Source organism: Pseudomonas fluorescens (assembly GCF_003732425.1).
In the GTDB taxonomy this organism is placed as follows: domain Bacteria; phylum Pseudomonadota; class Gammaproteobacteria; order Pseudomonadales; family Pseudomonadaceae; genus Aquipseudomonas; species Aquipseudomonas fluorescens_BE.
On record NZ_MOBX01000016.1, the window covers coordinates 183,506 to 209,934 of the forward strand.

The following is a 26,429-nucleotide window of genomic DNA, read 5'->3' on the forward strand; positions in this document are numbered from 1 at the left end:
CCACACCTTCCTGGTTGCGTACTGTTAAGCCTGCATATCCCGCCAGGTTAGGTACACGCGCAGATCAAACTCGACCTGGTGATACCCCGGCAGCATGTGCTCACACAATTTATAGAACGCCTTGTTGTGATCCGATTCCTTGAAGTGCGCCAGTTCATGCACCACGATCATTTTCAGAAAGTCCGGCGCGGCGTCCTTGAACAACGAGGCGATACGAATCTCTTTCTTGGCCTTGAGCTTGCCGCCCTGCACCCGTGAAACCGTAGTGTGCAGACCGAGGGCGCGGTGGGTCAGGTCGAGGCGGTTGTCGAACAGCACTTTGTCGATGGCCGGGGCGTTGCGCAGGTATTCCTGCTTCAGGTCCAGCGCGTAGCTGTACAAGGCCTTGTCGCTCTGCACATCGTGCCGCCCTGAATAGCGTTGATTGAGGTATTCACCCAGACGCCCTTCGGCAATCAGTTGGCGCACCTGGTCCTGCAATTGCGCGGGATAAGCCTGGAGGTACTTCAACACAGTCATGGACGAGCGACACGGTTGGAAAAAGGTCTGCCAGTGTAGCGAATTCAACCGGGCAGCGCGCTCCAGTCAAACGGTTCGGCGAAGCTGAGCGCATCCTCGGCCATTAATGGCCGCGCGACGAGGAAGCCCTGCACGTATTCGCAACCGTGGGCTTGCAGCCATTGGTATTGCTCGATGGTTTCCACCCCTTCGGCAATCACCAGCAAGCCATATTGTTTGCACAGACTGATCACCGTACTGACCAGTGAGGCGTCGCGCTTGGAGTCTGGCAATCGGGCAATGAGATGGCGATCAAGCTTGAGCGTATCGAGTTCCAGATCGCGCAGATGCGCCAACGAACACGGTCCGGAACCGAAGTCATCCAACGCCACGCGCACGCCCAGATTGCGCAGCAAACGCAGCTGTTTGCGGGTTTCGTCGGGATTCTGCATCAGCGCTTCTTCGGTGACCTCGACCTCCAGTTGCCGGGGCTGCAAGGCATGTCGCTCCATCACCTGACGCAACTCGGTAACCAGATTCGGCAGGCTGAACTGGGTGTTGCTCAAACTCACGCCAAGCACCAGATCTTCGGCAAACAGAGTTTCCCAGGCTTTGCGCTGGCCGGCGCCGCGATGATAAATCCAGCTGCCGAGGCGACTGATCAGCCGTGCCTCCTCCAGCAGCGGCAAGAACAATCCCGGCGGCACATCGCCGACGCTCGGATGCTGCCAGCGCAACAACGCTTCAAAACCGCGAATCTGGCCAGTGTCGATAGCCACTTGCGGCTGATAGACCAGATTGAAATCACGGTTCTCGATGGCGGCACGCACGCTCTCTTCGAGCATCAGTCGCGAACGCGCCCGACCGTTCATTTCATGATCGTAGAAACGATATTGCTGACGTCCGGCGCGTTTGGCCTCATACATGGCGATGTCGGAGGCACGCAGCAATCCGTCAAGGTTCGAGCCGCAGTCCGGGTAAGTGGCGATACCGATACTGGCGCCTAGGGCGATGTCCAACCCTTCAATCTGCTGACAGATCGACACCCGTTCGATGAGTTTCTCGGCAATCTTCGCCGCTTGCTCGGGAAACTCCAGATCCAGCAGCGCGGTAAATTCATCACCGCCCATGCGCGCAAGAATGTCGAACGGCCGCAGGCAGGCTTTCAACTGCTCGGAGACCCAGCGCAATACGCGATCGCCAGCGTCGTGACCGAGGGAATCGTTGACCCGTTTGAAGCCGTCTAGATCCAGATAGAGCAACACCCAACTGCTGTCGCTGCGCTCGCCGCGCAGCAGCAGATTTTCAACAGTCTGGTAAAAGCCGCGACGGTTGAGCAAACCGGTCAGTGGATCGGTCACCGCTTGAAATTCGAGCTGCTGGTGCAAGTGCCGCACCACCGACATGTCCAGTACGGTCACCACCATCGCGTGTTGTTCGGAGGGCAGCGCGGCGCAGGACAGCGCAACCGGCACTTGCTGGCCGGGCGCGGTGCGTAGCAAGGCGTCGTGCAGCCTTAACGTCTCGCCACGCTTGTAGCCGGCATAAAACTCGGAATCGGCCCACAGCGGGATGTGCGGTTTCTGTAGGTAGTCGAGAAATTCCTTACCCTCCAGCTCCTTCACCGGCGCATTCAGCAAGCGTGAAATCGCCGGATTGGCGAAGCGGATCAAACCGTCCTCGCCCACCACCAATATCCCCTCGGCAGCGTTATCCAGCACCGAAGCATTGAAGGCGCGCGCCAATTCCAGATCATGACTCAGGCGCTGCAACGCGCGGCGATTGCGCTGGTGTTCCAGCAACGCCTGCACCTTGGGCTTGAGGATCTGCGGGTCGAACGGCTTGAACAGGTAATCTACCGCGCCACTGGCATAGCCCTTGATCACGGCGCCCTGCGACTGTTCGTTGGCGGTCAGAAAGATAATCGGCGTCAGGCGCGTACGTTGGCTACCGCGCATCAGCCGCGCCACTTCAAAGCCGTCCATGCCCGGCATCTGCACATCCAGCAGCACCAGATCGACGTCATGGGAGAGCAGAATATTGAGCGCTTCAAAACCGGAGGCGGCGGTGAGGACGTGCCAATCCTGGCGCTGCAATAACGCGCGCATGCTGATCAGATTTTCAGGGTAATCATCAACGATCAAAAGGACAGAGCTGCCTTCACCTGGCGGGGGTTGCGCGCATTCCATGCTGCTTCTCTTGTCGGGACTTCAGGGCGATTCCGGTAAAACCGTACATACATCGAGCCTTCACTCTAGTCGCGGATCCGAAAAAGCAGAAGCTGTCATCAAGCCATCATTTAACCAAAGCGTGAGTTTGCCGACTAACGGTCACCGCTGAAGCCCCCGGAAACCGGCAGAGATGGCATTTCGACAGGATGTTGACGTCAATCATCTGCCAAACGGGCATTAACAAAAACCCCCTCTACGCTTATAAAGGCCGCCCGAAAAGGCGCGGGCTAGAGCTTCTGGCACCCGCGTTCAGGATGAACTGAGTGGAAGAACCGACATGATCGACCTCGCAACCTGGAACCTCAGCGTTCCCGTTGGCAGCCCGCCATACACCGTCGAAACCTCCAAACTGGTGAACGGCTTCAAAGATCAGTACTTCCATTCCGACACCGGCACCTTGTTCTTCTGGTCACCGGTTACCGGGTCAAAAACCGAAAACGCCATCTATCCCCGCACCGAACTGCGCGAAACCTACAGCAACGGTACCCTGCGCAACTGGTACTACCCGGACGCCGACAACCTGCTGCGCGCGACCGTCACAGTGAACAAAGTACCAAGCTCCGGCAAGATCGTCATTGGCCAGATTCACGCGTATGAAAGCCAGAAGCCGATGGTCAAACTCGAGTACCAGTACAAGACCAAAACCGAAACCGGCAACCTGGTGATCAAAGTCCGCATGCACCCGGATGATGACGAAAGCCGCGTCATCACCCTGGCCACCGGAATCAAACTGGATCGCGAGTTCAACTACCTCATCCACCTAAGCCCCGGCGGCGCACTCGGCATCAGCGCGGCGGGTTATCAGTGGGACTCACAGATCAGCGCGACGTGGCGCAACAAGCCGTTGTACTTCAAGGCTGGGGTGTATGTGCAGGACAACACCGGGTACACCAGCGAAGGTGGCCAAGTGACCTTCAGCAAACTCGATATCGATCACGACAAATAATCCCTATTGGCACACATCCCTGTGGCGAGGGAGCTTGCTCCCGCTGGGGCGCGCAGCGGCCCTAAAAAAGCGAGGCCTGCTGCGCAGTCCAGCGGGAGCAAGCTCCCTCGCCACAGTGTTATTTATTGCCAGTCGGAGATCCTTTAAACGGGGTTGTTTAGATTGGTCGGCGGTTACTTCCCGAAGCCTACAACAGCTTGCGTCGTTGCCTACGGGTACGCCAGAATCCGCCGGCTTGTGCGCCTGGCGGGCCATCGGTAACTTGATTTGCGTCACTGATTTCCAGTGATCGGGTTTAGTAGCCCGTGGTTACGCGAAGCGTATGTGCATCCGTTCAGTCAGGTATTTCTAAACCTGCACTTGATGGTAGCTGTTCGCAGGGCGCCTTCGGGTGCGCCGGTCGCGTCTCCCCGGTCTACTAACCTGCGTTCAGCTGCCACCCCTTCGTTTAGTAGCGATCCGGTGTCGGCTCCATTTACCGGAGACGAAACATGATCAGATCAACGCCTCACCCGCCGGTCACCGACCCGGCCTCCCCGTACGAATCCCTCGACTCAAAAAAACTCAACGACGCCGCCGAACGCGCCCTCGACCATTACCTAAAACCGTCCGCCTTCATCATGGCCAGCCCCCATAAACCCGAGCCCATGTACCTCGCCAACCCGAAGTACAACACCGAATCCCTGCTGGCCAACGCCAGCGAAACCCTGGGTTCCGCCAGCGAAATGCTCAACAACTTCGCCGCGATGCTCGACACCTCAAACCGCAAGACTGCGCTGGGCATCGCGCAAGTCGTCATGCTCGGTGAACTGGCAGTGAATCAAGCGCTGGATCATGTCGAGCTAAAGGAATAACCGGCCACAAAAAAAACCCGCCTCTCGGCGGGTTTCTTTTAAAGCAGTTTAACGCTCAGGCTTAGTTAACCTTGGCGTTCAACTCACCCTTCAGATAACGCTGGTACATCGCTTCCAGCGAGATCGGTTTGATCTTCGAAGCATTACCGGCAGTGCCGAACGCTTCATAGCGAGCGATACATACGTCACGCATCGCAGTCACGGTCGCGCCGAAGAATTTACGTGGGTCGAATTCGCTCGGGTTGGTGGCCATCAGGCGACGCATCGCACCGGTAGATGCCAGGCGCAGGTCGGTGTCGATGTTGACCTTGCGCACGCCGTACTTGATGCCTTCGACGATTTCTTCAACCGGCACGCCGTAGGTTTCTTTGATGTCGCCGCCGTACTGGTTGATGATCGCCAGCCACTCTTGTGGCACCGACGAGGAACCGTGCATCACCAGGTGGGTGTTGGGGATGCGCTTGTGGATTTCCTTGATACGGTCGATCGCCAGCACGTCGCCGGTAGGTGGCTTGGTGAACTTATAGGCGCCGTGGCTGGTGCCGATGGCGATGGCCAGGGCATCAACTTGAGTGCGCTTGACGAAGTCAGCGGCTTCTTCCGGGTCGGTTAGCATTTGGCTGTGATCCAGAACGCCTTCAGCGCCGATGCCGTCTTCTTCACCGGCCATGCCGGTTTCCAGCGAACCCAGGCAGCCCAGCTCGCCTTCTACCGAAACGCCGCAGGCGTGAGCCATGGCTACGGTTTGTTGGGTAACGCGGACGTTGTAGTCGTAGTCGGTCGGGGTCTTGCCGTCTTCGCCCAGCGAGCCGTCCATCATCACCGAGCTGAAGCCCAGTTGAATCGAGCGCTGGCAGACGTCAGGGCTGGTGCCGTGGTCCTGGTGCATGCACACCGGGATGTGCGGGAATTCTTCGATCGCGGCGAGGATCAGGTGACGCAGGAATGGCGCGCCGGCGTATTTGCGAGCGCCGGCCGAAGCCTGGACGATCACCGGGGAGTCAGTCTTGTCAGCGGCTTCCATGATGGCGCGCATCTGCTCAAGGTTGTTGACGTTGAAAGCTGGAACGCCGTAGCCGAATTCGGCTGCGTGGTCCAACATCTGGCGCATGCTGATAAGTGCCATTGTGTGTGTCTCTCCCGGTTGAGGGTCGTTAATCGTGCCAGCCTGCCGGAGCGGCGGCGGCTATTCAAGTGATTGCAGATCGGGGGTTGAGGCCCGGTCTGGTGATTCGATAAAGCAAAATCTGTATGCGTATTGACCTGTGGCGAGCGAGCTTGCTCGCGCTCGGCTGCGAAGCAGTCGTGAAACCTGCCAACACGGTCATTCTGAAACACCGAGCCATAAGGCTTTGGGACCGCTTCGCGCTCCAGCGGGAGCAAGCTCCCTCGCCACAAAGGCCATTACCACAATGAATCTGTGGCGTATTCGATTACTGCGCTTTACAGCCGCGGCCAATCAAATCATTGGTGGCGACCCAGTACACCAGGCCTTCTTCACCCTTGACGTGAAACGCCAGCATGCCATCGCTGTACAGCATGCCCGAGGCGCCCGGCTCTTCTTTCAGGCGATAGACCTGATCACCGCCACCCAGTCGAACGTCGACTTCCTTCTGGCCGGCATCGGCGTAACGCCAGAGCACTTTGGCCTGGCTGTCGCAGGTCCAGGTGGTCCAGTTATCCGCCGGGGCGGACGACTGAAACAGGTTCAACTGCGCGCAACCGCCCAACAATGCCAACGCCGCAATGGCGATCAAGCCTTTCATCCGTGTTCCTCGACTGACGGCGCATGCCGCCAGCCCTGAGTTAAAGAGTCAGACCCGTCAAGGACAACCATGTTCCTTGGCCGGGGTTTGCGTCTCGTACTTGTCCAGACCGTCCGGCCCAGAGCGCTTGTTCAGCACCGGGTTGGTTTCGGCCTGCCAGTCGGCCTGATAGCAGCCCTTCTGCGACTCGCTCGGCGCCGGCGTGGCTTCGGCCTTCGGGTTACTCCCGCAGGCCGCCAGCGTACCGGTCAGCAACAACAGCGCTAACGACTTGACCATGTAAACACTCCTTTGCCTGGCCAAACGGGCGGCCTCAGGCCTTGGCCCGGCTTTCCAGGACTTCAACGGCTGGCAGCACTTTGCCTTCGACGAATTCGAGGAACGCGCCGCCACCGGTGGAAATGTAGGAGATTTGCTCAGCCACGCCATATTTATCGATCGCGGCCAGGGTGTCGCCACCGCCAGCAATGGAGAACGCCGAGCTTTCAGCGATGGCCTGAGCCAACACTTTGGTGCCGTTGCCGAACTGATCGAACTCGAATACGCCGACCGGACCGTTCCACAGAATGGTCTTGGACGATTTCAGCAGTTCGGCGAAGTTGGCCGCGGTTTGCGGACCGATGTCCAGAATCATGTCGTCAGCGGCGACGTCAGCGATCAGCTTGACGGTGGCTTCAGCAGTTTCGGCGAATTCCTTGGCAACCACGACGTCAACCGGCAGCGGCACGCTGACCTTGGCGGCGATGGCGCGGGCGGTGTCGAGCAGATCCGGCTCGTACAGCGACTTACCGACCGGGTGACCGGCCGCCGCGAGGAAGGTGTTGGCGATGCCGCCACCGACGATCAGTTGATCGCAGATCTGGCTCAGGCTGTTGAGCACGTCGAGTTTGGTCGAGACCTTGGAGCCGGCAACGATGGCCGCCATTGGCTTGGCCGGAGCACCGAGGGCTTTGCCCAGTGCATCCAGCTCAGCAGCCAACAGTGGACCCGCAGCGGCGACCTTGGCGAACTTGGCCACGCCGTGGGTCGAACCTTCGGCACGGTGAGCGGTGCCGAACGCGTCCATCACGAACACGTCGCACAGGGCGGCGTATTGCTGGGCCAGTTCGTCAGCGTTCTTTTTCTCGCCTTTGTTGAAGCGCACGTTTTCGAACAGCACGATGTCGCCGGCCTTGACGTCAACGCCGCCCAGGTAATCGGCCACCAGCGGCACTTCACGGCCAAGGGCCTTGCTCAGGTAGTCAGCGACTGGCTTGAGGCTGTTCTCGGCGGAGAACTCGCCTTCGGTCGGACGGCCCAGGTGCGAGCAGACCATCACCGCCGCGCCTTTTTCCAGGGCCAGCTTGATGGTCGGCAGCGAAGCCAGGATACGCGCATCGCTGGTGACAACACCGTCCTTGACTGGGACGTTGAGGTCTTCGCGGATCAATACGCGCTTACCTTGCAGATCGAGGTCGGACATCTTCAACACGGTCATGGGTCGCACTTCCTACGGTTTTTTTGAAGTTGCTGTTTGCAGATAGTGTTCTGCAACGTCCAGCATTCGGTTGGCAAAACCCCATTCGTTGTCGAACCAGGCCAGGATGTTCACCAGCCTTGGGCCGGAAACACGGGTCTGACTGGCATCGACGATGGCCGAATGTGGGTCATGGTTGAAATCACAGCTTGCGTGGGGAAGCTCGGTGTAAGCCAGCAGGCCTTTGAGCGGGCCGTTGGTGGCGGCTTCGCGCAGGATCCGGTTGACCTCGTTGGCGTCGGTCGCGGTGGCGGTCTGCATCGTGATGTCGAGGCAGGACACGTTGACCGTCGGCACGCGTACGGCTTTGGCCTGAATTCGCCCGGCAAGTTCCGGCAGCAGGCGCTCGATACCGCGCGCCAGACCAGTGGACACCGGGATCACCGACTGGAACGCCGAGCGCGTGCGGCGCAGGTCTTCGTGGTGATAGGCGTCGATCACCGGCTGATCGTTCATCGCCGAGTGAATGGTGGTGATCGACACGTAATCGAGGCCGATCGCCTTGTCGAGCAGACGCAACAGTGGCACGCCGCAGTTGGTAGTGCAGGAGGCGTTGGACACCAGCAGTTCGTCGCCGGTCAGGCAATCCTGATTGACGCCGTAAACGATGGTGGCGTCGACATCCGCCTCGCTGGCCATCGGCTGCGAGAACAGCACGCGCGGCGCGCCGGCGTTAAGGAAACGCTGGCCGTCTTCACGGGTGTTGTAGGCGCCGGAGCATTCGAGCACCAGATCGACGCCCAGCGACGCCCAATCGATGCCTTCGGGGGTGGCACTGCGCAGGACCTTCACGCAGTCGCCATTAATATGCAGACAATCGCCTTCTACTCGCACTTCGCCCGGAAAGCGGCCGTGAGTGGAGTCGAAGCGTGTCAGGTATTCGATGCTGGCCATGTCGGCCAGATCGTTGATTGCGACAATTTCAAACCCGGCCTTCTCGCCTCGCTCAAACAACGCACGCAAGACGCAACGACCAATCCGGCCGTAGCCGTTGAGTGCAACTTTGTAAGGACGCGGTTGAGGCATGGGGTTCTCGATAGTGTTCGCTAACAACATAACCCCATGTAGGAGCTGCCGAAGGCTGCGATCTTTTGATCCTGTTTTTTAAGATCAAGATCAAAAGATCGCAGCCTTCGGCAGCTCCTACAGGGGAACGCGGTGGCCGGGGCCACCGCATTCGTACTGCTTAGTCTTCCAGCAGCTCTTCAGCCTGACCCAGGATGTTTTCCAGGGTGAAGCCGAACTCTTCGAACAGTGCCGAAGCCGGCGCCGATTCGCCGTAAGTGGTCATGCCGATCACGCGACCTTCCAGACCCACGTACTTGAACCAGAAGTCGGCGTGAGCCGCTTCGATCGCGATACGCGCGCCAACCTGCAACGGCAGCACGGCTTGTTTGTAGCCAGCGTCCTGAGCATCGAACACACTGGTGCAAGGCATCGAAACAACACGCACCTTGCGACCTTGCTCGGTCAGTTTGTCGAAGGCCTGAACCGCCAGACCGACTTCCGAACCGGTGGCAATCAGGATCAGCTCAGGCTCGCCTGCGCAGTCCTTCAGCACGTAACCGCCACGGCTGATGTCGGCAATCTGGCCGGCATCGCGTTCCTGGTGCTGCAGGTTCTGACGCGAGAAGATCAGCGCCGAAGGGCCGTCCTTGCGCTCCAGAGCGTTTTTCCAGGCCACCGCCGATTCAACGGCATCGGCTGGACGCCAGGTGTCGAGGTTCGGCGTGGTACGCAGGCTGGTCAGTTGCTCGATCGGCTGGTGCGTCGGGCCGTCTTCGCCCAGACCGATAGAGTCGTGGGTGTAGACGTGGATCACGCGCTTCTTCATCAGTGCCGACATGCGCACCGCGTTGCGGGCGTACTCCATGAACATCAGGAAGGTCGCGCCGTAAGGCACCAGACCGCCGTGCAGGGTTACGCCGTTCATGATCGCGGTCATGCCGAATTCGCGCACGCCGTAGTACATGTAGTTACCGCTGGCATCTTCAGCGCTGACGCCTTTGCAACCTTTCCACAAGGTCAGGTTGGAACCAGCCAGGTCAGCGGAACCGCCGAGCAGTTCCGGCAGCAGCGGGCCGAACGCGTTCAGGGTGTTCTGGCTGGCTTTACGGCTGGCGATGGTTTCGCCTTTGGCCGCGACTTCAGCGATGTAGGCCGAGGCTTTTTCCGAGAAGTCTGCCGGCAGTTCACCGCTCAGACGACGGATCAGCTCGTTGGCTTCGGTCGGGAATGCAGCGGAGTAAGCAGCGAAACGCTGATCCCATTCGGCTTCGGCAGCACGACCTTTTTCCTTGGCATCCCACTCGGCATAAATGTCGGCCGGGATTTCGAACGGGCCGTGGTTCCAGTTCAGCGCCTGACGGGTCAGGGCGATTTCCGCGTCACCCAGTGGGGCGCCGTGGCAGTCTTCTTTGCCCTGCTTGTTCGGCGAGCCGAAACCGATGGTGGTCTTGCAGCAGATCAGGGTCGGCAGCGGGCTCTTGCGCGCGGTTTCGATGGCGGTCTTGATCTCTTCCGGGTCGTGACCGTCAACGTTGCGGATCACTTGCCAGTTGTAGGCTTCGAAACGCTTCGGGGTGTCATCGGTGAACCAGCCTTCAACTTCGCCGTCGATGGAGATGCCGTTGTCGTCGTAGAAGGCGATCAGTTTGCCCAGACCCAAAGTACCGGCCAGGGAAGCGACTTCGTGGGAAATGCCTTCCATCATGCAGCCATCACCCAGGAACACGTAGGTGTGGTGGTCGACGATGTTGTGGTTTGGACGGTTGAACTGCGCTGCCAGAACTTTTTCTGCCAGAGCGAAACCGACGGCGTTGGCCAGGCCCTGACCCAGCGGGCCGGTGGTGGTTTCAACGCCCGGGGTGTAGCCGAATTCCGGGTGGCCCGGGGTGCGGCTGTGCAGTTGACGGAACTGCTTGAGGTCTTCGATCGACAGGTCGTAACCGGTCAGGTGCAGCAGCGAGTAGATCAACATCGAGCCGTGGCCGTTGGACAGCACGAAGCGGTCACGGTCGGCGAACGATGGATTGCTCGGGTTGTGCTTGAGGTAGTCGCGCCAAAGCACTTCGGCGATATCTGCCATACCCATAGGGGCACCGGGATGGCCGCTGTTGGCTTTTTGCACGGCATCCATGCTGAGGGCACGAATGGCGTTGGCACGCTCACGACGGCTAGGCATCGCTGATCTCCTGGGTTCTGGTAAGTCGAAACGGAAAAAAGGAGGGCATTTTCCCTCACCGGGGCGCCTCGGGGCAATGACAGATAGTCATCGGGGGGCGTTTTTCCAATGGATAGCGGCGCTTTCTGTTGGTGAAACCTTTCCGCTACTCGTTTGTAGAGTTAACCGCTTGGTGAGAAGTGCCATTTATCGAGCAATATCAAAACTTTTTGATATTGCCCTTGCGATGAATTGCCCCCCTCTCTAGACTGCCAGCCCTATGAACTTACGCGTGCCTTCCATTCGCCATGACGATTGCGACGAGCTGGCGGCCCTGTGCAAGGCCGGCGGCGATCCGTTGCGGCTGAATGTATTGCGCGCGCTGGCCAACGATTCGTTCGGCGTTCTGGAACTGGCGCAGATTTTCGGCATTGGCCAGTCCGGCATGAGCCACCATCTCAAGGTGCTGGCCCAGGCTGATCTGGTGGCGACGCGCCGCGAAGGCAATGCGATTTTCTATCGCCGCGCCTTGCCCCACACCGAACTGCTTGGCGGCAAGTTGCACGCGGCACTGTTAGAAGAAGTCGACAATCTGGTGCTGCCTGACGATGTGCAAGCGCGTATCGAGCAGGTTCACGGCCAACGTGCCGCGGCCAGTCAGGACTTTTTCGCCCGGGTGGCGGAGAAATTCCGCGCCCAGCAAGACTTGATCGCAGGCCTGCCGCAGTACCGTGACAGCGTGCTGGCCCTGCTCGACAAACTGAACTTCAATGGTGCTGCCACGGCCATTGAAGTCGGCCCCGGCGATGGTGCTTTTCTGCCGGAACTGGCCCGTCGCTTCGACACCGTAACCGCGCTGGACAACAGCCCGGCGATGCTCGAACTGGCGCGTCAGCTATGTGAACGTGAACAGCTGGCTAACGTCAGCCTGCAATTGGCCGATGCATTGAATGGCACAAGCCTTCAGGCCGATTGCGTGGTGTTGAACATGGTATTGCACCATTTCGCCGCGCCGGCCGATGCGCTCAAGCACATGGCCGACCTGCTGCAACCGGGCGGTAGTCTGCTCGTGACAGAGTTATGTAGCCACAACCAGAGTTGGGCCAAGGAGGCCTGCGGTGATCTGTGGTTGGGGTTTGAACAGGACGATTTGGCCCGTTGGGCCACCGCTGCGGGACTCGTTCCCGGGGAAAGCCTCTATGTAGGCTTACGTAATGGTTTCCAGATCCAGGTTCGCCACTTTCAGCGACCGGCTGGCGACACTCACCATCGGTAAATTCAGGAAAACATCGAGATGAGCGAATACTCCCTCTTCACCTCCGAGTCCGTGTCCGAAGGGCATCCGGACAAAATCGCCGACCAGATTTCCGATGCGGTGCTGGACGCCATTATTGCCCAGGACAAACACGCACGCGTTGCTGTGGAAACCCTGGTCAAGACCGGCGTGGCCATCGTTGCCGGTGAAGTGACCACCAGCGCCTGGGTCGATCTGGAGCAGATCGTTCGTGACGTGATTTGCGACATCGGCTACACCAGCTCCGAAGTCGGCTTCGACGGCGCGACGTGCGGCGTGATGAACATCATCGGCAAGCAGTCCCCAGACATCAACCAGGGTGTTGACCGCGCCAAGCCTGAAGATCAGGGCGCCGGCGACCAGGGCCTGATGTTCGGCTACGCCAGCAACGAAACCGACGTTTTGATGCCAGCCCCGATCACCTTCTCGCACCAACTCGTGCAGCGCCAGGCCGAAGCCCGTAAATCGGGTCTGCTGCCTTGGCTGCGTCCGGACGCCAAGTCGCAAGTGACTTGCCGTTACGAAGGCGGCAAGGTTGTCGGTATCGACGCGGTTGTTCTGTCGACCCAGCACAACCCTGAAGTGTCGTACAAAGACCTGCGCGAAGGCGTCATGGAGCTGATCGTCAAGCACGTGCTGCCTGCCGAACTGCTGAGCAAAGACACCCAGTTCCACATCAACCCGACCGGCCAGTTCATCATTGGCGGCCCGGTAGGTGACTGCGGTCTGACTGGTCGCAAGATCATCGTCGACAGCTACGGCGGCATGGCCCGTCACGGCGGCGGCGCGTTCTCCGGTAAAGATCCATCGAAGGTTGACCGTTCGGCTGCGTACGCTGGCCGTTATGTTGCCAAGAACATCGTCGCTGCCGGCCTGGCCGAGCGTTGCGAGATTCAGGTTTCCTACGCGATCGGCGTGGCTCAGCCGACTTCGATCTCGCTGAACACCTTCGGCACCGGCAAGATCAGCGATGACAAGATCATCAAACTGGTCCGCGAAGTGTTCGACCTGCGTCCATACGCGATCACCACCATGCTCGACCTGCTGCACCCGATGTACCAGGAAACTGCAGCGTACGGCCACTTCGGTCGCGCGCCAGAGACCAAGACCGTTGGCGAAGACACCTTCACCACGTTCACCTGGGAAAAAACCGACCGCGCCGACGCCCTGCGTTCTGCTGCTGGTCTGTAAGACTTTCCCCGCGGTACAAAAAAGCCCCGCACGGTTTGCGCCGTGCGGGGCTTTTTCATGCGTGTTCAATACCCTGTGGGAGCGAGCCTGCTCGCGAAGAGGCCCGAACAGACCACATTACTTTGCAACCGAAACACCCGGCAAAACACCCCGCCAACCCACTTCAAAATCCTCGCCTAGCCTTCAAGCATTCCCCCTGAGCAAGGACGCTCAACATGCTTGCCACGCTGCGCCTGTTTTCAATTCTCCTGCTGAGTTTCATCCACCCGATCGCCTACGCCGTTTGCCCTGACTGGTCTGCCGCAACCGCACAAACCCGGATCAGCGCCCTGCAAAAACAGATCGACCAATGGGACGACGCCTACCACCGTGAAGGCCGCTCGCTGATTGCCGATGAACTCTACGATCAGTCGCGCCTGCGCCTAAGTGAGTGGCAGCACTGCTTCGATTTGCCATCCACGCCTGCGCCACTGCGCACGGCCTCAGGCTCAGGCTCAATCGCACACCCCATCGCTCATACCGGTCTGGATAAGTTGCACGAGGCGGCTGCCGTGGAAACGTGGCTGCGCGACCGCCGGGATGTCTGGGTACAACCCAAGATCGATGGCGTCGCGGTGACGCTGATTTATCGCGCAGGCGTTCTGCATCAGGCCATCAGTCGTGGTGACGGGATTCGGGGCCAGGACTGGACGCCATCCGCGCAGAGGATCGGCGCCATTCCTCAACGCCTGACGCAACCGCTGGACCTGCTGGTGCAAGGCGAACTTTATTGGCGCTTGAACGAACATGTGCAAGCCAAAACCGGCAGCGTCAACGCTCGCGCCACCGTCGCCGGACTGATGGGACGCAAATGCCTGAATACAGAACAAGCCGCCGGAATCGGGTTCTTCGCCTGGGACTGGCCGCAAAGTCCCTTGGACTTGCCCAAGCGAATATCCGGATTGGCGGCGCTGGGTTTCGCCACGACGGCACCCTACAGTCAACCGGTGAGCGAACTCGCCGAGGCACAGAAATGGCGCGATCACTGGTATCGCTCACCTCTGCCCTTCGCAACCGACGGCGTGGTTCTGCGTCAGAGTCAGCGCCCACCCGCCGAACGCTGGCAGGCACGTGCACCCTACTGGGCCATCGCGTGGAAATACCCGTTCGCGCAGGTACTGGCCGAAGTCCGCAAGGTCAACTTCAAGATCGGGCGCACCGGGCGCATCACCCCGGTGATCGAGCTGAACCCGGTCATGCTCGATTACCGAGAGATCAAACGCGTCAGCGCCAGTTCGTTGAAACGCTGGCAAACCCTGGATATTCGTCCCGGTGATCAGGTGGCTATCAGCCTCGCTGGCCTGACCATTCCCCGGCTCGACGGCGTTGTGCTGCGGACCACCAAGCGGGCAGACATCGACATCCCCAACGCCGACGACTTCCATGCGTTGAGTTGCTGGCACCCTACCCCCGGTTGTGAAAGCCAATTTCTCGCCCGCTTGACCTGGCTCAGTGGCAAACAAGGGCTGGCGATGCAGCATGTCGGTCGCGGCACCTGGGAGAAACTTTTCGAAACAGGCCGCCTGAATAACCTGCTGGATTGGTTGACCCTCGATGGGCCGGAGCTTGCTAACATTGCCGGCTTCGGCGAGCGCAGCAGCGCCCGCCTGATGCACAGTTTTCACAGCGCCCGCCAACGCCCCTTCGCGCAGTGGCTCAAGGCCTTGGGCTTGCCGCCAACCGGTCAGGCACACCTGCCCGATTCATGGCAGGCGCTGGCACAACGAGACACCGAACAATGGCAGGCAGAACCCGGTATCGGCCCCGGTCGCGCAGCGCAATTGAGCGCCTTCTTCCGCGACCCGCAGGTGTTAGCCTTGAGCGATACCTTGCGCACCGCCGGCATCGACGGTTTCTGAGCACGCAATCCCGGTACCCCGGGAACCCAACCACCACCGAGGCGCTCCAACAGCGCAGTGCCGCCCCGACCCGATTGCCTTTGCACATGGAGCTTTTATGAAATTTCTCGCACCGCTCGCCATGCTGACCCTTTGCGGCGTGATGGCCGCCCCTGTCATGGCCGACGAAGACGCCCCGGGCCTGACCGGTTGTGCCGCCAAGAAGCAGGGCATCATGAACCAGATCGAACAGGCCAAATCCCGCGGCAATGCCGATCAACAGGCGGGTCTGGAAACTGCCCTGCGTGAAGTGACCGAACACTGCACCGACGCGGGCCTGAAGAAAGAACGCGAAAACAAGGTGCTCGAAGCCAAGCACGAAGTGAGCAAGCGTCAGGCCGATCTCGACAAGGCGATGAAAAAAGGCGACCCGGACAAGATCAACAAGCGCAAAGACAAACTGGCCGAATCGCGCAAAGAACTGCAGGACGCGCTGGACGAAATCGATAAGTAATTGATGACCCTGTGGCGAGGGAGCTTGCTCCTGCTGGGCTGCGAAGCGGCCCTAAAACCATTCAACCGCGCGGCCACAGGCAGACCGGTTAAATTGATTTACTACGGTTTCGCCGCCGAGCGGGAGCAAGCTCCCTCACCACAAGGCTACTCAGCAGCCTCAACAATCAATGATCGCGAAACTGTTTATGGCAAGCGCTGCAGGCATCTTCAACTTTCTGCACCGCCGGCCCGAGGTTGCTGGCCTTGTACGGCTGAACCTGGCTGGCAATCACCAATTCACCGGTGGCGGCTTCAAGGTTGCGGGCCATTTCCTGAAAGCGCGCCTGTTGTTTCCAGACATCGTCCTTGGCGCTGGTGTGATCTTCTTCGCGCACCTGCGGGAAATGCTTCCATGGCTCATGGGACAACGCATCGAGCTTGACCGCGCCTTCGGCGAACTTCGGCCCGTCGAACGGAATGCGCCCACGCAACATGCCACCCAGGTCTTCGCCGGTCTTGAGCATTTGCTTGAAGATCGCCTTGCGCTGGCCCAGTGGAGAATTCGGGTCGACACCGCCACAGGCGGACAAGGTCAGACAGGCCAGCAATACAACAGAAATGCTTTTAAGAGTCATGGTGGCTTCAGGTCACAGAATTCGGCGGCCAGTATCCTCGCGTCACCGTCAAACACCAATAGCCCTATTAAAAATACGGGTTGTTCGAGCGCATGGAGCACTTGGGCAACCAGCACAGGAATTACTCCATGAACAGCCCTTTCAAGGCCTGGCGTCACCCGCTGATCGCAACCCTGCCACTGCTGGCAATCCTTGCTGGCTGCAACGGTGGTGACAACGCCAAGCCGAAAACCCATGCACTGGCCACTTATTCCAGCGCCACCTGGGAAGCACTGCCAGCAGTGTCCGACAGCGATCTGGTCGCCGGTTTCGGCTCATGGCGCAGCGCCTGCACCCGCCTGAAGGCTGATCCGGTCTGGGGCACGACCTGCGCAGCAGCGGCCAATGTGCCGCAGAGTGCCAGCGAAATTCGCGCCTTCCTCAAGCAGAACCTCGACGTGTTTGGCCTGCGCGCTGAAAACGACAACCCCAACGGCTTGATCACCGGCTACTACGAACCCGTCTACCCTGGCAGCCTGAAGCCCACTGAAGTGGCCAACGTGCCGGTGTATGGCGTGCCGGAAGACATGATCATCGTCTCGCTGGACAGTATTTACCCAGAGCTGAAGGGGAAACGCCTGCGCGGTCGCCTTGAGGGTCGAGTACTCAAACCTTACGACGATGCCGCCACCATTGAAGCCAAAGGTGTGAAAGCCCCCGTGGTTGCCTACCTGACCGACCCGATGAACCTGCAATTTCTGCAGATCCAGGGTTCCGGGCGAATTCAGACCGAGGACGGCAAACAGCTGCGCATCGCCTACGCCGACCAGAACGGCCATCCGTATCGTCCCATCGGCCGCTGGCTGGTCGAGCAAGGCGAGTTGAAGAAAGAAGACGTGACCATGAGCGCGATCAGCAACTGGGCCAAGGCCAATCCGTCGCGCATCCCGGAACTGCTGGGCAGCAACCCGAGCTATGTGTTCTTCACTCGCAACCCGGACAGCAACGAAGGCCCCCGTGGTTCGCTGAACGTGCCGTTGACTGCCGGTTATAGCGCGGCGGTGGATCGCAAGGTGATTCCGTTGGGCAGTCTGCTGTGGCTGTCGACGACAAAACCGGATGGCACGGCGCTGGTGCGCCCGGTGGCGGCGCAAGATACCGGCGGCGCTATTGCCGGCGAGGTGCGCGCGGATCTGTTCTGGGGTACGGGTGATGCGGCCGGACAACTGGCCGGGGACATGAAACAGCAGGGGCAGATCTGGATGCTCTGGCCGAAAGGCGCGGCGCTGCCGCAAGTGCCGCAGGTGGCCGACAAACCTTAAAAGCAAAAGATCGCAGCCTGCGGCAGCTCCTACAGGGTTGAACACATATCCCGTGTAGGCGCTGCCGCAGGCTGCGATCTTTTAATCTTGCTTTATCTACACCGACACGAAGAAGAACGAAGCAATCAATCCCATCCCCACAAACCACACCAGTGACCGCAGGATTGCCCAGTCCGCCAGGTAGCAAATGATGTACAGCAGGCGACTGGTGATAAACAGTACGGCCAAAACATTCACCGTCACCAACTCCGCGGTTCCCACCAGGTGCGCAACGATCACCGCCGCCGCAAACGCCGGCATCACCTCAAAACTGTTCAGTTGCGCCGCGTGCGCCCGCCGGGCCACACCCCCCACACTGTCGAGAAAATCCCGGGGATCATGATTATCCCGCAGCCTGAAACCGCCCGAGGCCTTGGCCACAATCGTGCACACATACGGCAGAAAAATCGCGATCAACACACACCACAGAGCCACCGTCATAACGCCGTCCTTTTTCGAGTCATAGAATTCGCGAGCGGTCAGAGCTTCATTACCAGCATGCCGATCAGCACCAGCCCACAGGCTAAGAGCCGCGGGCGGCCGAAAGGTTCTTTCAAGTAGCGCATGCCGAACAGCACCACCAGAATCACGCTGATCTCGCGCAATGCCGCCGCTTCCGCAATCGAGCCCAACTGCATCGCCCATAGCACCAGAGCGTAGCTGAACAACACGCAGAACCCGACGGCCAGCCCCAGCTTCCATTGCTCACGCCAGAACTGCATGAACGCCGGGCGCTTGGCGACCCACGCCAGCAGTGGAAATGGCCAGGCGCTGAGCAACGTGACCCACACGAGGTAATCGAGCGGATGCGACCAGCGCCGCAACGCCTGGCCATCGATGTAGGTGTAGCAACCGATGCACAAACCGATCAGCGCCACCACCGGCAGCATCGACCACGGCAAATGCTTCCCGCCACCGCCTTGCCACAGCAGACAAACCATGCCGAACGGGATCAGCATGATCCCGAAAATCTGCTGCGTGGTAAGCACTTCTCCGGCGAAGATCAAGGTCAGCGCCAGCACCACCAACGGCGATAATCCGCGCATGAGCGGATAGACCAAGCCGAGATCGCCCACCCGGTAGGCCTGAATCAGCAGATAACGATAGAGCAGTTCGAAAGCCGCCGACGCGAGGATCCACGGCCAGATTTCCATGGGAGGCAAGCTCACGAATGGCAGCGCGATGGCGACTACCAACAGCGCCACGGTGTCCATGCACGCCACCACCAGCAGCCGCTCAGCGCTGAATTTGATCAGGGTATTCCACGCCGCATGCAACAGCGCCGCCACCAACACCAGAACTGTCGCAAGCACGTTTCACTCCTTGTTCTTATTGTTGAGCCAATTAGTCAGATTATTGATTCGCGATGTGTCAGCAGCTGTTTATACTGCAAGCGACCACGCCGCACTCAGTTGCGCACAGAAAAATACCAATAATTCCCGCCTGCACCGCCCTCCTTCGAGCTCGGTCATTGGCCTGCGTATGCCTGATCAAAGCGTCAAGACTACCGACAGAGACCTTGCGCATGCCACTCGCCTTGCTTGCCCTCGCTGTTGCCGCGTTCGGCATCGGCACCACCGAATTCGTCATCATGGGCCTGCTGCCCGATGTTGCCCGCGACCTCGCCGTGAGCATTCCACACGCGGGCCTGCTGATCACCGGCTACGCGCTGGGCGTGGTGTTTGGCGCGCCGATCCTGGCGATCGGCACCGCGAACATGCCGCGTAAAGCGACGCTGCTGGGGATGACGCTGATGTTCATCCTCGGCAACGTGCTCTGCGCACTCGCACCAAACTACGCGACGCTGATGGCCGCTCGCGTGGTCACGGCGCTGTGCCACGGCGCGTTCTTCGGCATTGGTTCGGTGGTTGCCGCCGGGCTGGTTGCACCGAACAAACGCGCGCAGGCGATTGCGATGATGTTCACTGGCCTGACCTTGGCCAACGTCCTCGGCGTGCCGCTGGGCACGGCGCTCGGGCAGTACGCCGGTTGGCGCTCGACCTTCTGGGCGGTCGCGGTCATTGGTGTGATCGCCGCCCTGGCGCAGTGGCTGTGGTTGCCGAAACACATCCCGATGGACAAGGCCAACCTCGCCAGCGAGTTCAAGGTGCTGGGCAAGATCAACGTGTTGCTGGCACTGGGCATGAGTGTGCTGGCGTCGACCAGCCTGTTCAGTGTGTTCACCTACATTGCGCCGATCCTGCAGGACATCACTGGTGTCAGCCCGCACGGCGTGACGGTGATGTTGCTGTTGTTCGGCGTCGGTTTGACCGGCGGCAGCATGCTAGGCGGGCGCTTGGCCGATAGCCGCTTGTTGCCGTCGCTGGTCGGCGTGGCCTTGGCGGTGGTGGTGATTCTGGCGGCGTTCAGTCAGACCAGCCGCTCGGTGGTACCGGCGGCGATCACGCTGGTGCTGTGGGGGATTTTTGCTTTTGCGCTGTGCCCGATCCTGCAACTGCTGATCATCGATCAGGCCCATGAAGCGCCGAACCTCGGTTCGACCTTGAACCAGAGCGCTTTCAACCTGGGTAACGCGGCGGGTGCGTGGATCGGTGGGCTGGTGGTTGCCAGTGGCGCGGATCTGGCGGACTTGCCGTGGACGGGGGCGCTGGTCGGCGTGCTGACCGTGCTGACGGCGCTTTTCTTTATCTATCTGCAACGTCGCGGCGCTGCAGCGGTCAATGTGTCCGGCTGAACTGAGCATGATTGCCATGCACCCACTCACCTGTGGCGAGGGAACATGATGTGTCCTTGACCTGTGCCAGCCCATCCAACCACCGCACCGAAGATTCGGTGCGCTGTCTTTCCACCCCTCATCCAAAGGACCCCGGATGCTTGAACTTGTCGCCGCTTTTATCTGTTTGACCACCCTCCTCACCTTCGTCAACTTCCGTTTCATCGGCCTACCGCCGACCATCGGCGTGATGGTCACTGCTCTGCTGTTCTCGCTGATCCTGCAAGGCCTGAGCGTGCTCGGTTACCCCGGTCTCGAAGAGCGCGTACAACAACTGATCGGCCAGATCGACTTCGGCGATCTGCTGATGAACTGGATGCTGTCGTTCCTGCTGTTCGCCGGCGCCTTGCACGTCAACCTCAATGACCTGCGCAGCTATCGCTGGCCCATCGGCCTGCTGGCGACCTTTGGCGTGTTGATCGCCACCGCCGTGATCGGCAGCCTCGCCTATTACATTTTTGCCCTGTTTGGCTGGCACGTGAGTTTCCTTTACTGCCTGTTGTTCGGCGCGCTGATTTCGCCGACTGACCCGATCGCGGTGCTCGGCGTGCTGCGTACGGCCAATGCGTCGAAACCGCTGAAAACCACCATCGTCGGCGAGTCGCTGTTCAATGACGGCACGGCCGTGGTGGTGTTCACCGTGTTGCTGGGCATCGCCCAACTCGGCGAAACCCCGACCATCAGTGCCACGGCCATGCTATTCGCCCACGAAGCCATTGGCGGCGTGGTGTTCGGTGGGCTGATCGGTTATCTGGTTTACCTGATGATCAAGAGCATCGAGCAGCACCAGATCGAAGTGATGCTGACCCTCGCGCTGGTCATCGGTGGTTCGGCGCTGGCTTCCGAACTGCACGTTTCCGCACCGATTGCGATGGTGGTTGCCGGCCTGATCATCGGCAACCTGGGGCGCAATCTGGCGATGAACGACATGACCCGCAAATACCTCGACGGCTTCTGGGAATTGCTCGACGACATGCTCAACGCGCTGCTGTTTGCGCTGATCGGCATGGAGCTGTTGCTGCTGCCATTCAACTGGCTGCACCTGGCGGCGGCGAGCTTACTGGCGGTGGCGATTCTGCTGTCGCGCCTGCTCACCGTAGCCCCGGCAATCCTCCTGCTGCGGCGCTGGCGCACAGTGCCGCGCGGCACGATCCGGGTGCTGACCTGGGGCGGATTGCGTGGTGGGGTTTCGGTCGCACTGGCCCTGTCGCTGCCACTGGGCGAGCAGCGCGACTTGCTGCTGAGCATCACCTACATCGTGGTGTTGTCGTCGATTCTGATACAGGGCCTGACCATTGGCAGGGTTGTCCGTGGCGTAACGGGCCAGCAAGAAATCAACGCTGAAAACTCCGCACACTGACGCATCACACGGCGCCGTCGTGGAGCTACCTCCACGACGGCGCGCCCTCAATTAGCGCGCAGCACCGCATCAACCTCTTGCGCAGCACGCAATAGCCTGCTGTCGTCTCTAAACCCCCCAATCATTTGCAGGCCAACGGGTAACGCCCCGGCATTGCGCACGAGCGGAATGTTGATTTGCGGCAAGCCAAACGCCATCCAGAACTTGCTGAAATCGGAAGGCCCGGTGGCTTCAAGGCCCAGCGGGGCGACGATGCCACAACTCGCACCCAATACGGCGTCAAAAGGCTGGAATATCGGCTCCAAAACGGTGGCCAACTTTGCCAGACGCTTCTTTGCCGCGGACTCTTGCTCCCAGGTTGTCAATCTGGCGCGTTCGATCATGGCTAACAGTTCTTTACTGAGTTTGTCCGGATGCATTTGCAGTTCTTTGGAAAGTGATCGGGCGCCCTCGCAATCGTTTATCAGCAGATGGTCATCAAATACCGTCGCAAACTCCTCAGGCAGCAACACCTCGCTCACCTGATGTCCGGCTGAGCGCAGCTCTTCAACCGCAGTTTCCAGAGATCTGGCCACGTCTTCGTCTACCTGATCCCAACGCGCCGTACGACAGAAGCCGAACGAGCATAAATTGCGTTCATGAGCACGCTGCGGGAAACCAGGTATCAAGACCTGAGCCATCAGCTCCAGATCACGAACAGACCTGCCATACCAACCCACCGTGTCAAAGCTCGGCGCTAACGGTTTGACCCCCTCCAGAGAAACCAGACCATACGAAGGCTTGAACGCACACAGTCCGCAATAGGCTGCCGGTTTGATCAATGAGCCGGCGGTCTGGGTTCCCAACGCGAGCGGGAAAAACCCGGCCGCCATCCCCGCTGCCGACCCGGCACTCGAACTGCCGGGGGTTCTGCCAAGATCATGCGGATTGCGGGTTGGGCCGGTATGCATGTAAGCGAATTCGGTTGTATGAGTCTTGCCCATGATGACTGCCCCGGCCTGGCGCAGCAGCGCAACGACATGGGCGTCACGCGAGGGACGGTTTTGCTCATAGATCGGCGAGTAAAAACGGGTGGGATGATCGACCGTGTCATACACGTCTTTGATCCCCACGGGCACACCTGCCAAGAGCCCTTTCGCGCTTCCGTTTTTTAATTGGCAAGCCTGACTGCGCACCGCGTCCGGATCGAACGAAACGAAGGCATTTATGCTGCGCTCGCGCGCTTCGACACATTCAAGAAAGTGCTCGGCTACTGCCTCTGCGCTCACGACATCCGCACGAACCATTTCAGAAATGGTGGTGGCATCCGTTTGATTAAAATTGTGCATATCGCTCCTTGGACTTCCCGTCGAAAGGCACCCGAGGGAAGTGCGCTTTATGGACGTTTCAAGTTGCATAAACTGACTGCAAATCAGTGAAGCCTTTTATCTCGATAGGGTTTCCGGCGGGGTCCAGGAAGAACATGGTCGCTTGCTCGCCAGGCTCTCCTGGAAAACGAATGGTGGGTGAAAGAACAAATTTCACCTGGCCTTCGATCAAGCGGTCCTTCAAGGCAACCCAGTCCGACAACTTCAATATCACCCCAAGGTGGGGCATCGGCACGTTGTGTTCACCTACTTTCCCGGTGTTGGTGACTGCAAACGGTTCGCCCAGATGCAGCGACAATTGATGCCCGAAAAAATTGAAATCAACCCAGGTCTCAGTGCTGCGACCTTCCTCACACCCCAGCAGATCACCATAGAACTGGCGGGAGACCTGTAAATCGCGGACGTGAAAAGCGAGATGAAAAATCGACTGCATCGGTAGCTCCTGAACATCGCCGGAAAGTGAAAATAACGGGCAGGGTTGAAGACTGTGCGGTTTCCATCAAAAGAGATAGCATGTAATTTTTTCGCTATCGAAAGTATTTCTTATGGATACGCGTTATCTGAAAAGCCTCATCACCGTCGTGGAATGTGGCTCCATCGCCCATGCCGCGCGCGTGGAAGGGTTGACGGCAGCAGCGGTCAGTCAGCGAATTCTCGCGCTGGAACGGCAACTCGGTTTTGAACTGCTATCTCGCGTCGGGCACGCAGCCAAGCCGAGCCAGGCCTGTCTGGGTTTATTGCCCAGGGCTAAACGCATCGTTCGCGAGATTGAATTGCTGGCGGGAGATGCCGACGTGGGAGGGCTAACGGGGCAGTTGCGAATAGGCGCAATCTCTACTGTGCTGACCGGTCTGCTTCCAGGCGCATTGCGCGCACTGACCGAGCTGGCGCCGGGGCTGACGCCAGTCATCGTCCCGGGAACATCGCGATCGTTGTATCAAGCGCTGCTCTCTGGAGAAGTCGACGCGGCCATCCTGGTAGTTCCACCGTTCGAATTACCAAAAGCCCTGCGGGCGGTATCACTTCGCAAGGAGCCTCTGGTTTTTCTGTCGAAGGAAAAACCTTCCGACAGCATCCCGACTCAACTGATGACCCAACCGTACATCCGCTACGATCCTGATTCGTGGGGCGGGCGGCATGCCGAACATTACTTGGCGGACAACGGCTTGCTGCCGACGCCGCTGGTCGATCTGGATGCACTGGAGACCATTGCCATGCTCGTGACTGAAGGGCTCGGCGTGAGCCTTGTGCCTTATTGGTCTGGCTTCGAACACTGGGGCCACAAGTGTATGGTCACCCCGGTTGGCAATGATCGCTATGACCGAGAGATTGCCCTGATCAGCCACATTCAGACTGACCGGCCCAAGATGATGAGCGCTTTGTCCAAAGTGCTTTCACCAGCACAAGCCTGACGGACTCAATCTGGCTTGGACTCGGCTTGATCTTCCTCAGGGCCGGTGGATTTCGGTGTTCCGCTTTCGCTGCGGATCTGCGCATGGCTGATCAGCGCGAAGATGAAACTGCCGCCGATGATATTCCCCGCCAGGGTCGGCCCCGCGAACACCATCCAGAAATCACTCCACGGCAACTCGCCAGCAAACACCAGATAGGACACCTCTGCCGAACCAACGACGATGTGGGTGAAGTCGCCGAGCGCCATGAGGTAGGTGATGAGGATGATGATCCACATCTTCGCGCTCTCCATCGACGGGATCATCCAGACCATGGTGGCGATCATCCAGCCGGAGACGATGCCTTTGGCGAACATCTGGCTGGCATGGTTTTCCATGACCTTGCGGCCGATTTCGAGGAAGGCATGGTCAGTCTTGGTGTCGAAGATCGGCAGTTCGAGCATCACGTACGCGACCAGAATCGTGCCGCAGAGGTTGCCGACCAGCACCACCGTCCACAGGCGGATCAGCCGGCCGAAGTTTTGCAGGGTCGGTTTGGTCATGACCGGCAGCACGGCGGTCAGGGTGTTTTCAGTGAACAGTTGCTGGCGGGCGAGGATCACTGCGAGAAAGCCTGCGCAGTAGCCGAAACTGGCAATCACCTTGAATTCGTCGCCGTCGGGCAACCGCGAAGTGAGCAGGCCCATGCCCATCAGCGAAAGGCCCATGGTCAGGCCGGCGGCCAGTGCCGACCACCACAGCGCGGCGATGCTGCGCTCCAGTTCCTGATCGCCCTGAGAGCGGATGATTTCATGCAGAACCGCCGCGCGGGGCGGCTGGCTTTTCTCGACTTCGTGCTGTTCTTTGGCCGAGAGGTCGGGGGTCTTGCCGTCGGTGGGAGTGGTCATGGCGTGGGAACCGGTGGGGGGGTGTCGTTTACCTACGACATTCGCACCATGAAATACGTTCTGTAGGCGCCGAGCAAATCTTTGGGCGTACGCGGAAAATGTAGGGGTCAGCGTTATGCTTGCGAAGTTAGCGCCGCCGATCTCAATCAGCGATCGCCGCGTTGTCCTGAAACTGGTCTTTGACGTACTTGATCTCGGTCCGTCCGTGCGGTGCCGGCAGGCCGTCTTCACCGAGGTTTACGAAAACCATCTTCTCGACGGTGAGAATGCTCTTGCGGGTGATCTTGTTGCGGACTTCGCACGTCAGGGTGATCGAGGTGCGGCCGAATTCGGTGGCGGTGATGCCCAGTTCGATGATGTCGCCCTGGCGCGAGGCGCTGACGAAGTTGATTTCGGAAATGTACTTGGTCACCACGCGCTGATTGCCCAACTGGACGATCGCGTAAATCGCCGCTTCTTCATCGATCCAGCGCAACAGGCTGCCACCGAACAGGGTGCCGTTGGGGTTGAGGTCTTCGGGTTTTACCCATTTGCGGGTGTGGAAATTCATCTTCACTCCTGAGTGTCTTGCCGAACGATGAGCGGTATCTTGGCAGACTGAGCGGTCAGGCTCCATGCGGCTTCGACTATGGTCGTCATTAACGATCTTCATCTGGCCGACAGAAACCCTTTGGAAGATCAGTCTAGACGGCTATAATCGCCCCCGTTTCAAAACGGTAACGTTCACTTGCTACCGTTTTCCCGCCACCTGTCCGAGGGGCGCTGCAGCAGGTTCAACCTGTCAGGCTCGGATGGGGCGTTGACTGGCTCAGGCCGGACACTAAACGCACAACGGCGCCCATTCGCATACATTACGAATGGAG

At 59.4% G+C, this 26,429-nt stretch carries 25 protein-coding genes and 1 riboswitch; of the genes, 10 read left to right on the forward strand and 15 right to left on the reverse strand.

Going from position 1 to position 26,429, the window contains the following annotated elements; genetic code table 11:
• Positions 1-24 precede the first annotated feature (24 nt).
• Entirely contained in the window at positions 25-519 is a 495-nt protein-coding gene (locus tag BK670_RS26450; protein WP_034153713.1) for a M48 metallopeptidase family protein, read from the reverse strand.
• 44 nt (positions 520-563) lie between these two features.
• Positions 564-2,687, reverse strand: coding sequence for a putative bifunctional diguanylate cyclase/phosphodiesterase (locus BK670_RS26455; protein ID WP_123454208.1), 2,124 nt, complete (start codon positions 2,685-2,687; stop codon positions 564-566).
• A 319-nt stretch (positions 2,688-3,006) separates the two neighbouring features.
• On the opposite strand from BK670_RS26455, the gene BK670_RS26460 reads away from it, so the two are divergent.
• Positions 3,007-3,675, forward strand: coding sequence for a polysaccharide lyase family 7 protein (locus BK670_RS26460; RefSeq protein WP_123454210.1), 669 nt, complete (start codon positions 3,007-3,009; stop codon positions 3,673-3,675).
• Positions 3,676-4,166: 491 nt separating this feature from the next.
• On the forward strand, positions 4,167-4,529 hold the full coding sequence (locus BK670_RS26470; RefSeq protein ID WP_123454215.1) for a DUF6124 family protein: 363 nt from the start codon (positions 4,167-4,169) through the stop codon (positions 4,527-4,529).
• Between the two features lie 61 nt (positions 4,530-4,590).
• Here the strand turns inward: BK670_RS26470 and fba are convergent, their stop codons facing one another.
• From fba to tkt, 6 genes are all read right to left on the reverse strand, one after another.
• A complete protein-coding gene (fba, locus tag BK670_RS26475) occupies positions 4,591-5,655 on the reverse strand; it encodes a class II fructose-bisphosphate aldolase (RefSeq protein WP_007913760.1) in 1,065 nt (354 codons plus the stop codon).
• A gap of 307 nt (positions 5,656-5,962) precedes the next feature.
• A complete protein-coding gene (locus BK670_RS26480) occupies positions 5,963-6,295 on the reverse strand; it encodes an MliC family protein (RefSeq protein WP_123454217.1) in 333 nt (110 codons plus the stop codon).
• Positions 6,296-6,352: 57 nt separating this feature from the next.
• Positions 6,353-6,574 (reverse strand): hypothetical protein, encoded by a 222-nt coding sequence (locus BK670_RS26485; protein WP_007913756.1) that lies wholly within the window; start codon positions 6,572-6,574, stop codon positions 6,353-6,355.
• 34 nt (positions 6,575-6,608) lie between these two features.
• Positions 6,609-7,772 carry a phosphoglycerate kinase gene (locus BK670_RS26490; protein ID WP_090287056.1) on the reverse strand — a complete coding sequence of 388 codons (1,164 nt, stop codon included), beginning with the start codon at positions 7,770-7,772 and terminating at the stop codon, positions 6,609-6,611.
• A 12-nt stretch (positions 7,773-7,784) separates the two neighbouring features.
• On the reverse strand, positions 7,785-8,837 hold the full coding sequence (gene epd, locus BK670_RS26495) for an erythrose-4-phosphate dehydrogenase (protein ID WP_123454219.1): 1,053 nt from the start codon (positions 8,835-8,837) through the stop codon (positions 7,785-7,787).
• A gap of 160 nt (positions 8,838-8,997) precedes the next feature.
• Positions 8,998-10,995, reverse strand: coding sequence for a transketolase (gene tkt, locus BK670_RS26500; RefSeq protein ID WP_123454221.1), 1,998 nt, complete (start codon positions 10,993-10,995; stop codon positions 8,998-9,000).
• Between the two features lie 259 nt (positions 10,996-11,254).
• Between tkt and BK670_RS26505 the strand changes: the two genes are divergently transcribed.
• From BK670_RS26505 to BK670_RS26520, 4 genes are all read left to right on the forward strand, one after another.
• Positions 11,255-12,250, forward strand: coding sequence for an ArsR/SmtB family transcription factor (locus BK670_RS26505; protein WP_123454223.1), 996 nt, complete (start codon positions 11,255-11,257; stop codon positions 12,248-12,250).
• A gap of 18 nt (positions 12,251-12,268) precedes the next feature.
• Positions 12,269-13,459, forward strand: coding sequence for a methionine adenosyltransferase (gene metK / locus BK670_RS26510; protein ID WP_034153622.1), 1,191 nt, complete (start codon positions 12,269-12,271; stop codon positions 13,457-13,459).
• A gap of 215 nt (positions 13,460-13,674) precedes the next feature.
• Entirely contained in the window at positions 13,675-15,357 is a 1,683-nt protein-coding gene (gene ligB, locus BK670_RS26515) for an NAD-dependent DNA ligase LigB (RefSeq protein WP_123454225.1), read from the forward strand.
• A gap of 97 nt (positions 15,358-15,454) precedes the next feature.
• Positions 15,455-15,850 carry a DUF1090 domain-containing protein gene (locus BK670_RS26520; protein ID WP_123454227.1) on the forward strand — a complete coding sequence of 132 codons (396 nt, stop codon included), beginning with the start codon at positions 15,455-15,457 and terminating at the stop codon, positions 15,848-15,850.
• 166 nt (positions 15,851-16,016) lie between these two features.
• On the opposite strand, the gene BK670_RS26525 is transcribed toward BK670_RS26520, so the two are convergent.
• Entirely contained in the window at positions 16,017-16,466 is a 450-nt protein-coding gene (locus BK670_RS26525; RefSeq protein WP_093429862.1) for a c-type cytochrome, read from the reverse strand.
• A gap of 128 nt (positions 16,467-16,594) precedes the next feature.
• Here BK670_RS26525 and mltA point away from each other — a divergent pair, with 128 nt between their 5' ends.
• The gene (gene mltA / locus BK670_RS26530) at positions 16,595-17,767 is read left to right on the forward strand and encodes a murein transglycosylase A (RefSeq protein WP_123454230.1); all 1,173 of its coding nucleotides are present in this window, start codon (positions 16,595-16,597) and stop codon (positions 17,765-17,767) included.
• Between the two features lie 96 nt (positions 17,768-17,863).
• Here the strand turns inward: mltA and BK670_RS26535 are convergent, their stop codons facing one another.
• Together BK670_RS26535 and BK670_RS26540 are read right to left on the reverse strand one after the other, a co-directional pair.
• Positions 17,864-18,247, reverse strand: coding sequence for an MAPEG family protein (locus BK670_RS26535; RefSeq protein ID WP_123454232.1), 384 nt, complete (start codon positions 18,245-18,247; stop codon positions 17,864-17,866).
• A 38-nt stretch (positions 18,248-18,285) separates the two neighbouring features.
• On the reverse strand, positions 18,286-19,119 hold the full coding sequence (locus BK670_RS26540) for an EamA family transporter (RefSeq protein ID WP_123454234.1): 834 nt from the start codon (positions 19,117-19,119) through the stop codon (positions 18,286-18,288).
• A 212-nt stretch (positions 19,120-19,331) separates the two neighbouring features.
• On the opposite strand from BK670_RS26540, the gene BK670_RS26545 reads away from it, so the two are divergent.
• Complete coding sequence (locus BK670_RS26545; protein WP_123454236.1) at positions 19,332-20,501, forward strand: MFS transporter; 1,170 nt, start codon at positions 19,332-19,334, stop codon at positions 20,499-20,501.
• Positions 20,502-20,637: 136 nt separating this feature from the next.
• A complete protein-coding gene (locus BK670_RS26550) occupies positions 20,638-21,900 on the forward strand; it encodes a cation:proton antiporter (RefSeq protein WP_123454238.1) in 1,263 nt (420 codons plus the stop codon).
• Between the two features lie 47 nt (positions 21,901-21,947).
• On the opposite strand, the gene BK670_RS26555 is transcribed toward BK670_RS26550, so the two are convergent.
• Both BK670_RS26555 and BK670_RS26560 read right to left on the reverse strand, forming a co-directional pair.
• Positions 21,948-23,228: an amidase gene (locus BK670_RS26555; protein WP_123454240.1), complete on the reverse strand. Its 1,281-nt coding sequence runs from the start codon at positions 23,226-23,228 to the stop codon at positions 21,948-21,950.
• A 58-nt stretch (positions 23,229-23,286) separates the two neighbouring features.
• Positions 23,287-23,700, reverse strand: coding sequence for a VOC family protein (locus BK670_RS26560; RefSeq protein WP_123454242.1), 414 nt, complete (start codon positions 23,698-23,700; stop codon positions 23,287-23,289).
• 112 nt (positions 23,701-23,812) lie between these two features.
• On the opposite strand from BK670_RS26560, the gene BK670_RS26565 reads away from it, so the two are divergent.
• On the forward strand, positions 23,813-24,679 hold the full coding sequence (locus BK670_RS26565; protein WP_123454244.1) for a LysR family transcriptional regulator: 867 nt from the start codon (positions 23,813-23,815) through the stop codon (positions 24,677-24,679).
• 5 nt (positions 24,680-24,684) lie between these two features.
• On the opposite strand, the gene BK670_RS26570 is transcribed toward BK670_RS26565, so the two are convergent.
• Both BK670_RS26570 and BK670_RS26575 read right to left on the reverse strand, forming a co-directional pair.
• Positions 24,685-25,566 carry a formate/nitrite transporter family protein gene (locus BK670_RS26570; protein WP_123454246.1) on the reverse strand — a complete coding sequence of 294 codons (882 nt, stop codon included), beginning with the start codon at positions 25,564-25,566 and terminating at the stop codon, positions 24,685-24,687.
• Between the two features lie 142 nt (positions 25,567-25,708).
• A complete protein-coding gene (locus tag BK670_RS26575) occupies positions 25,709-26,116 on the reverse strand; it encodes an acyl-CoA thioesterase (RefSeq protein ID WP_123454248.1) in 408 nt (135 codons plus the stop codon).
• Between the two features lie 198 nt (positions 26,117-26,314).
• Positions 26,315-26,413, forward strand: a riboswitch (S-adenosyl-L-homocysteine riboswitch).
• The last annotated feature ends 16 nt before the right edge of the window (positions 26,414-26,429 follow it).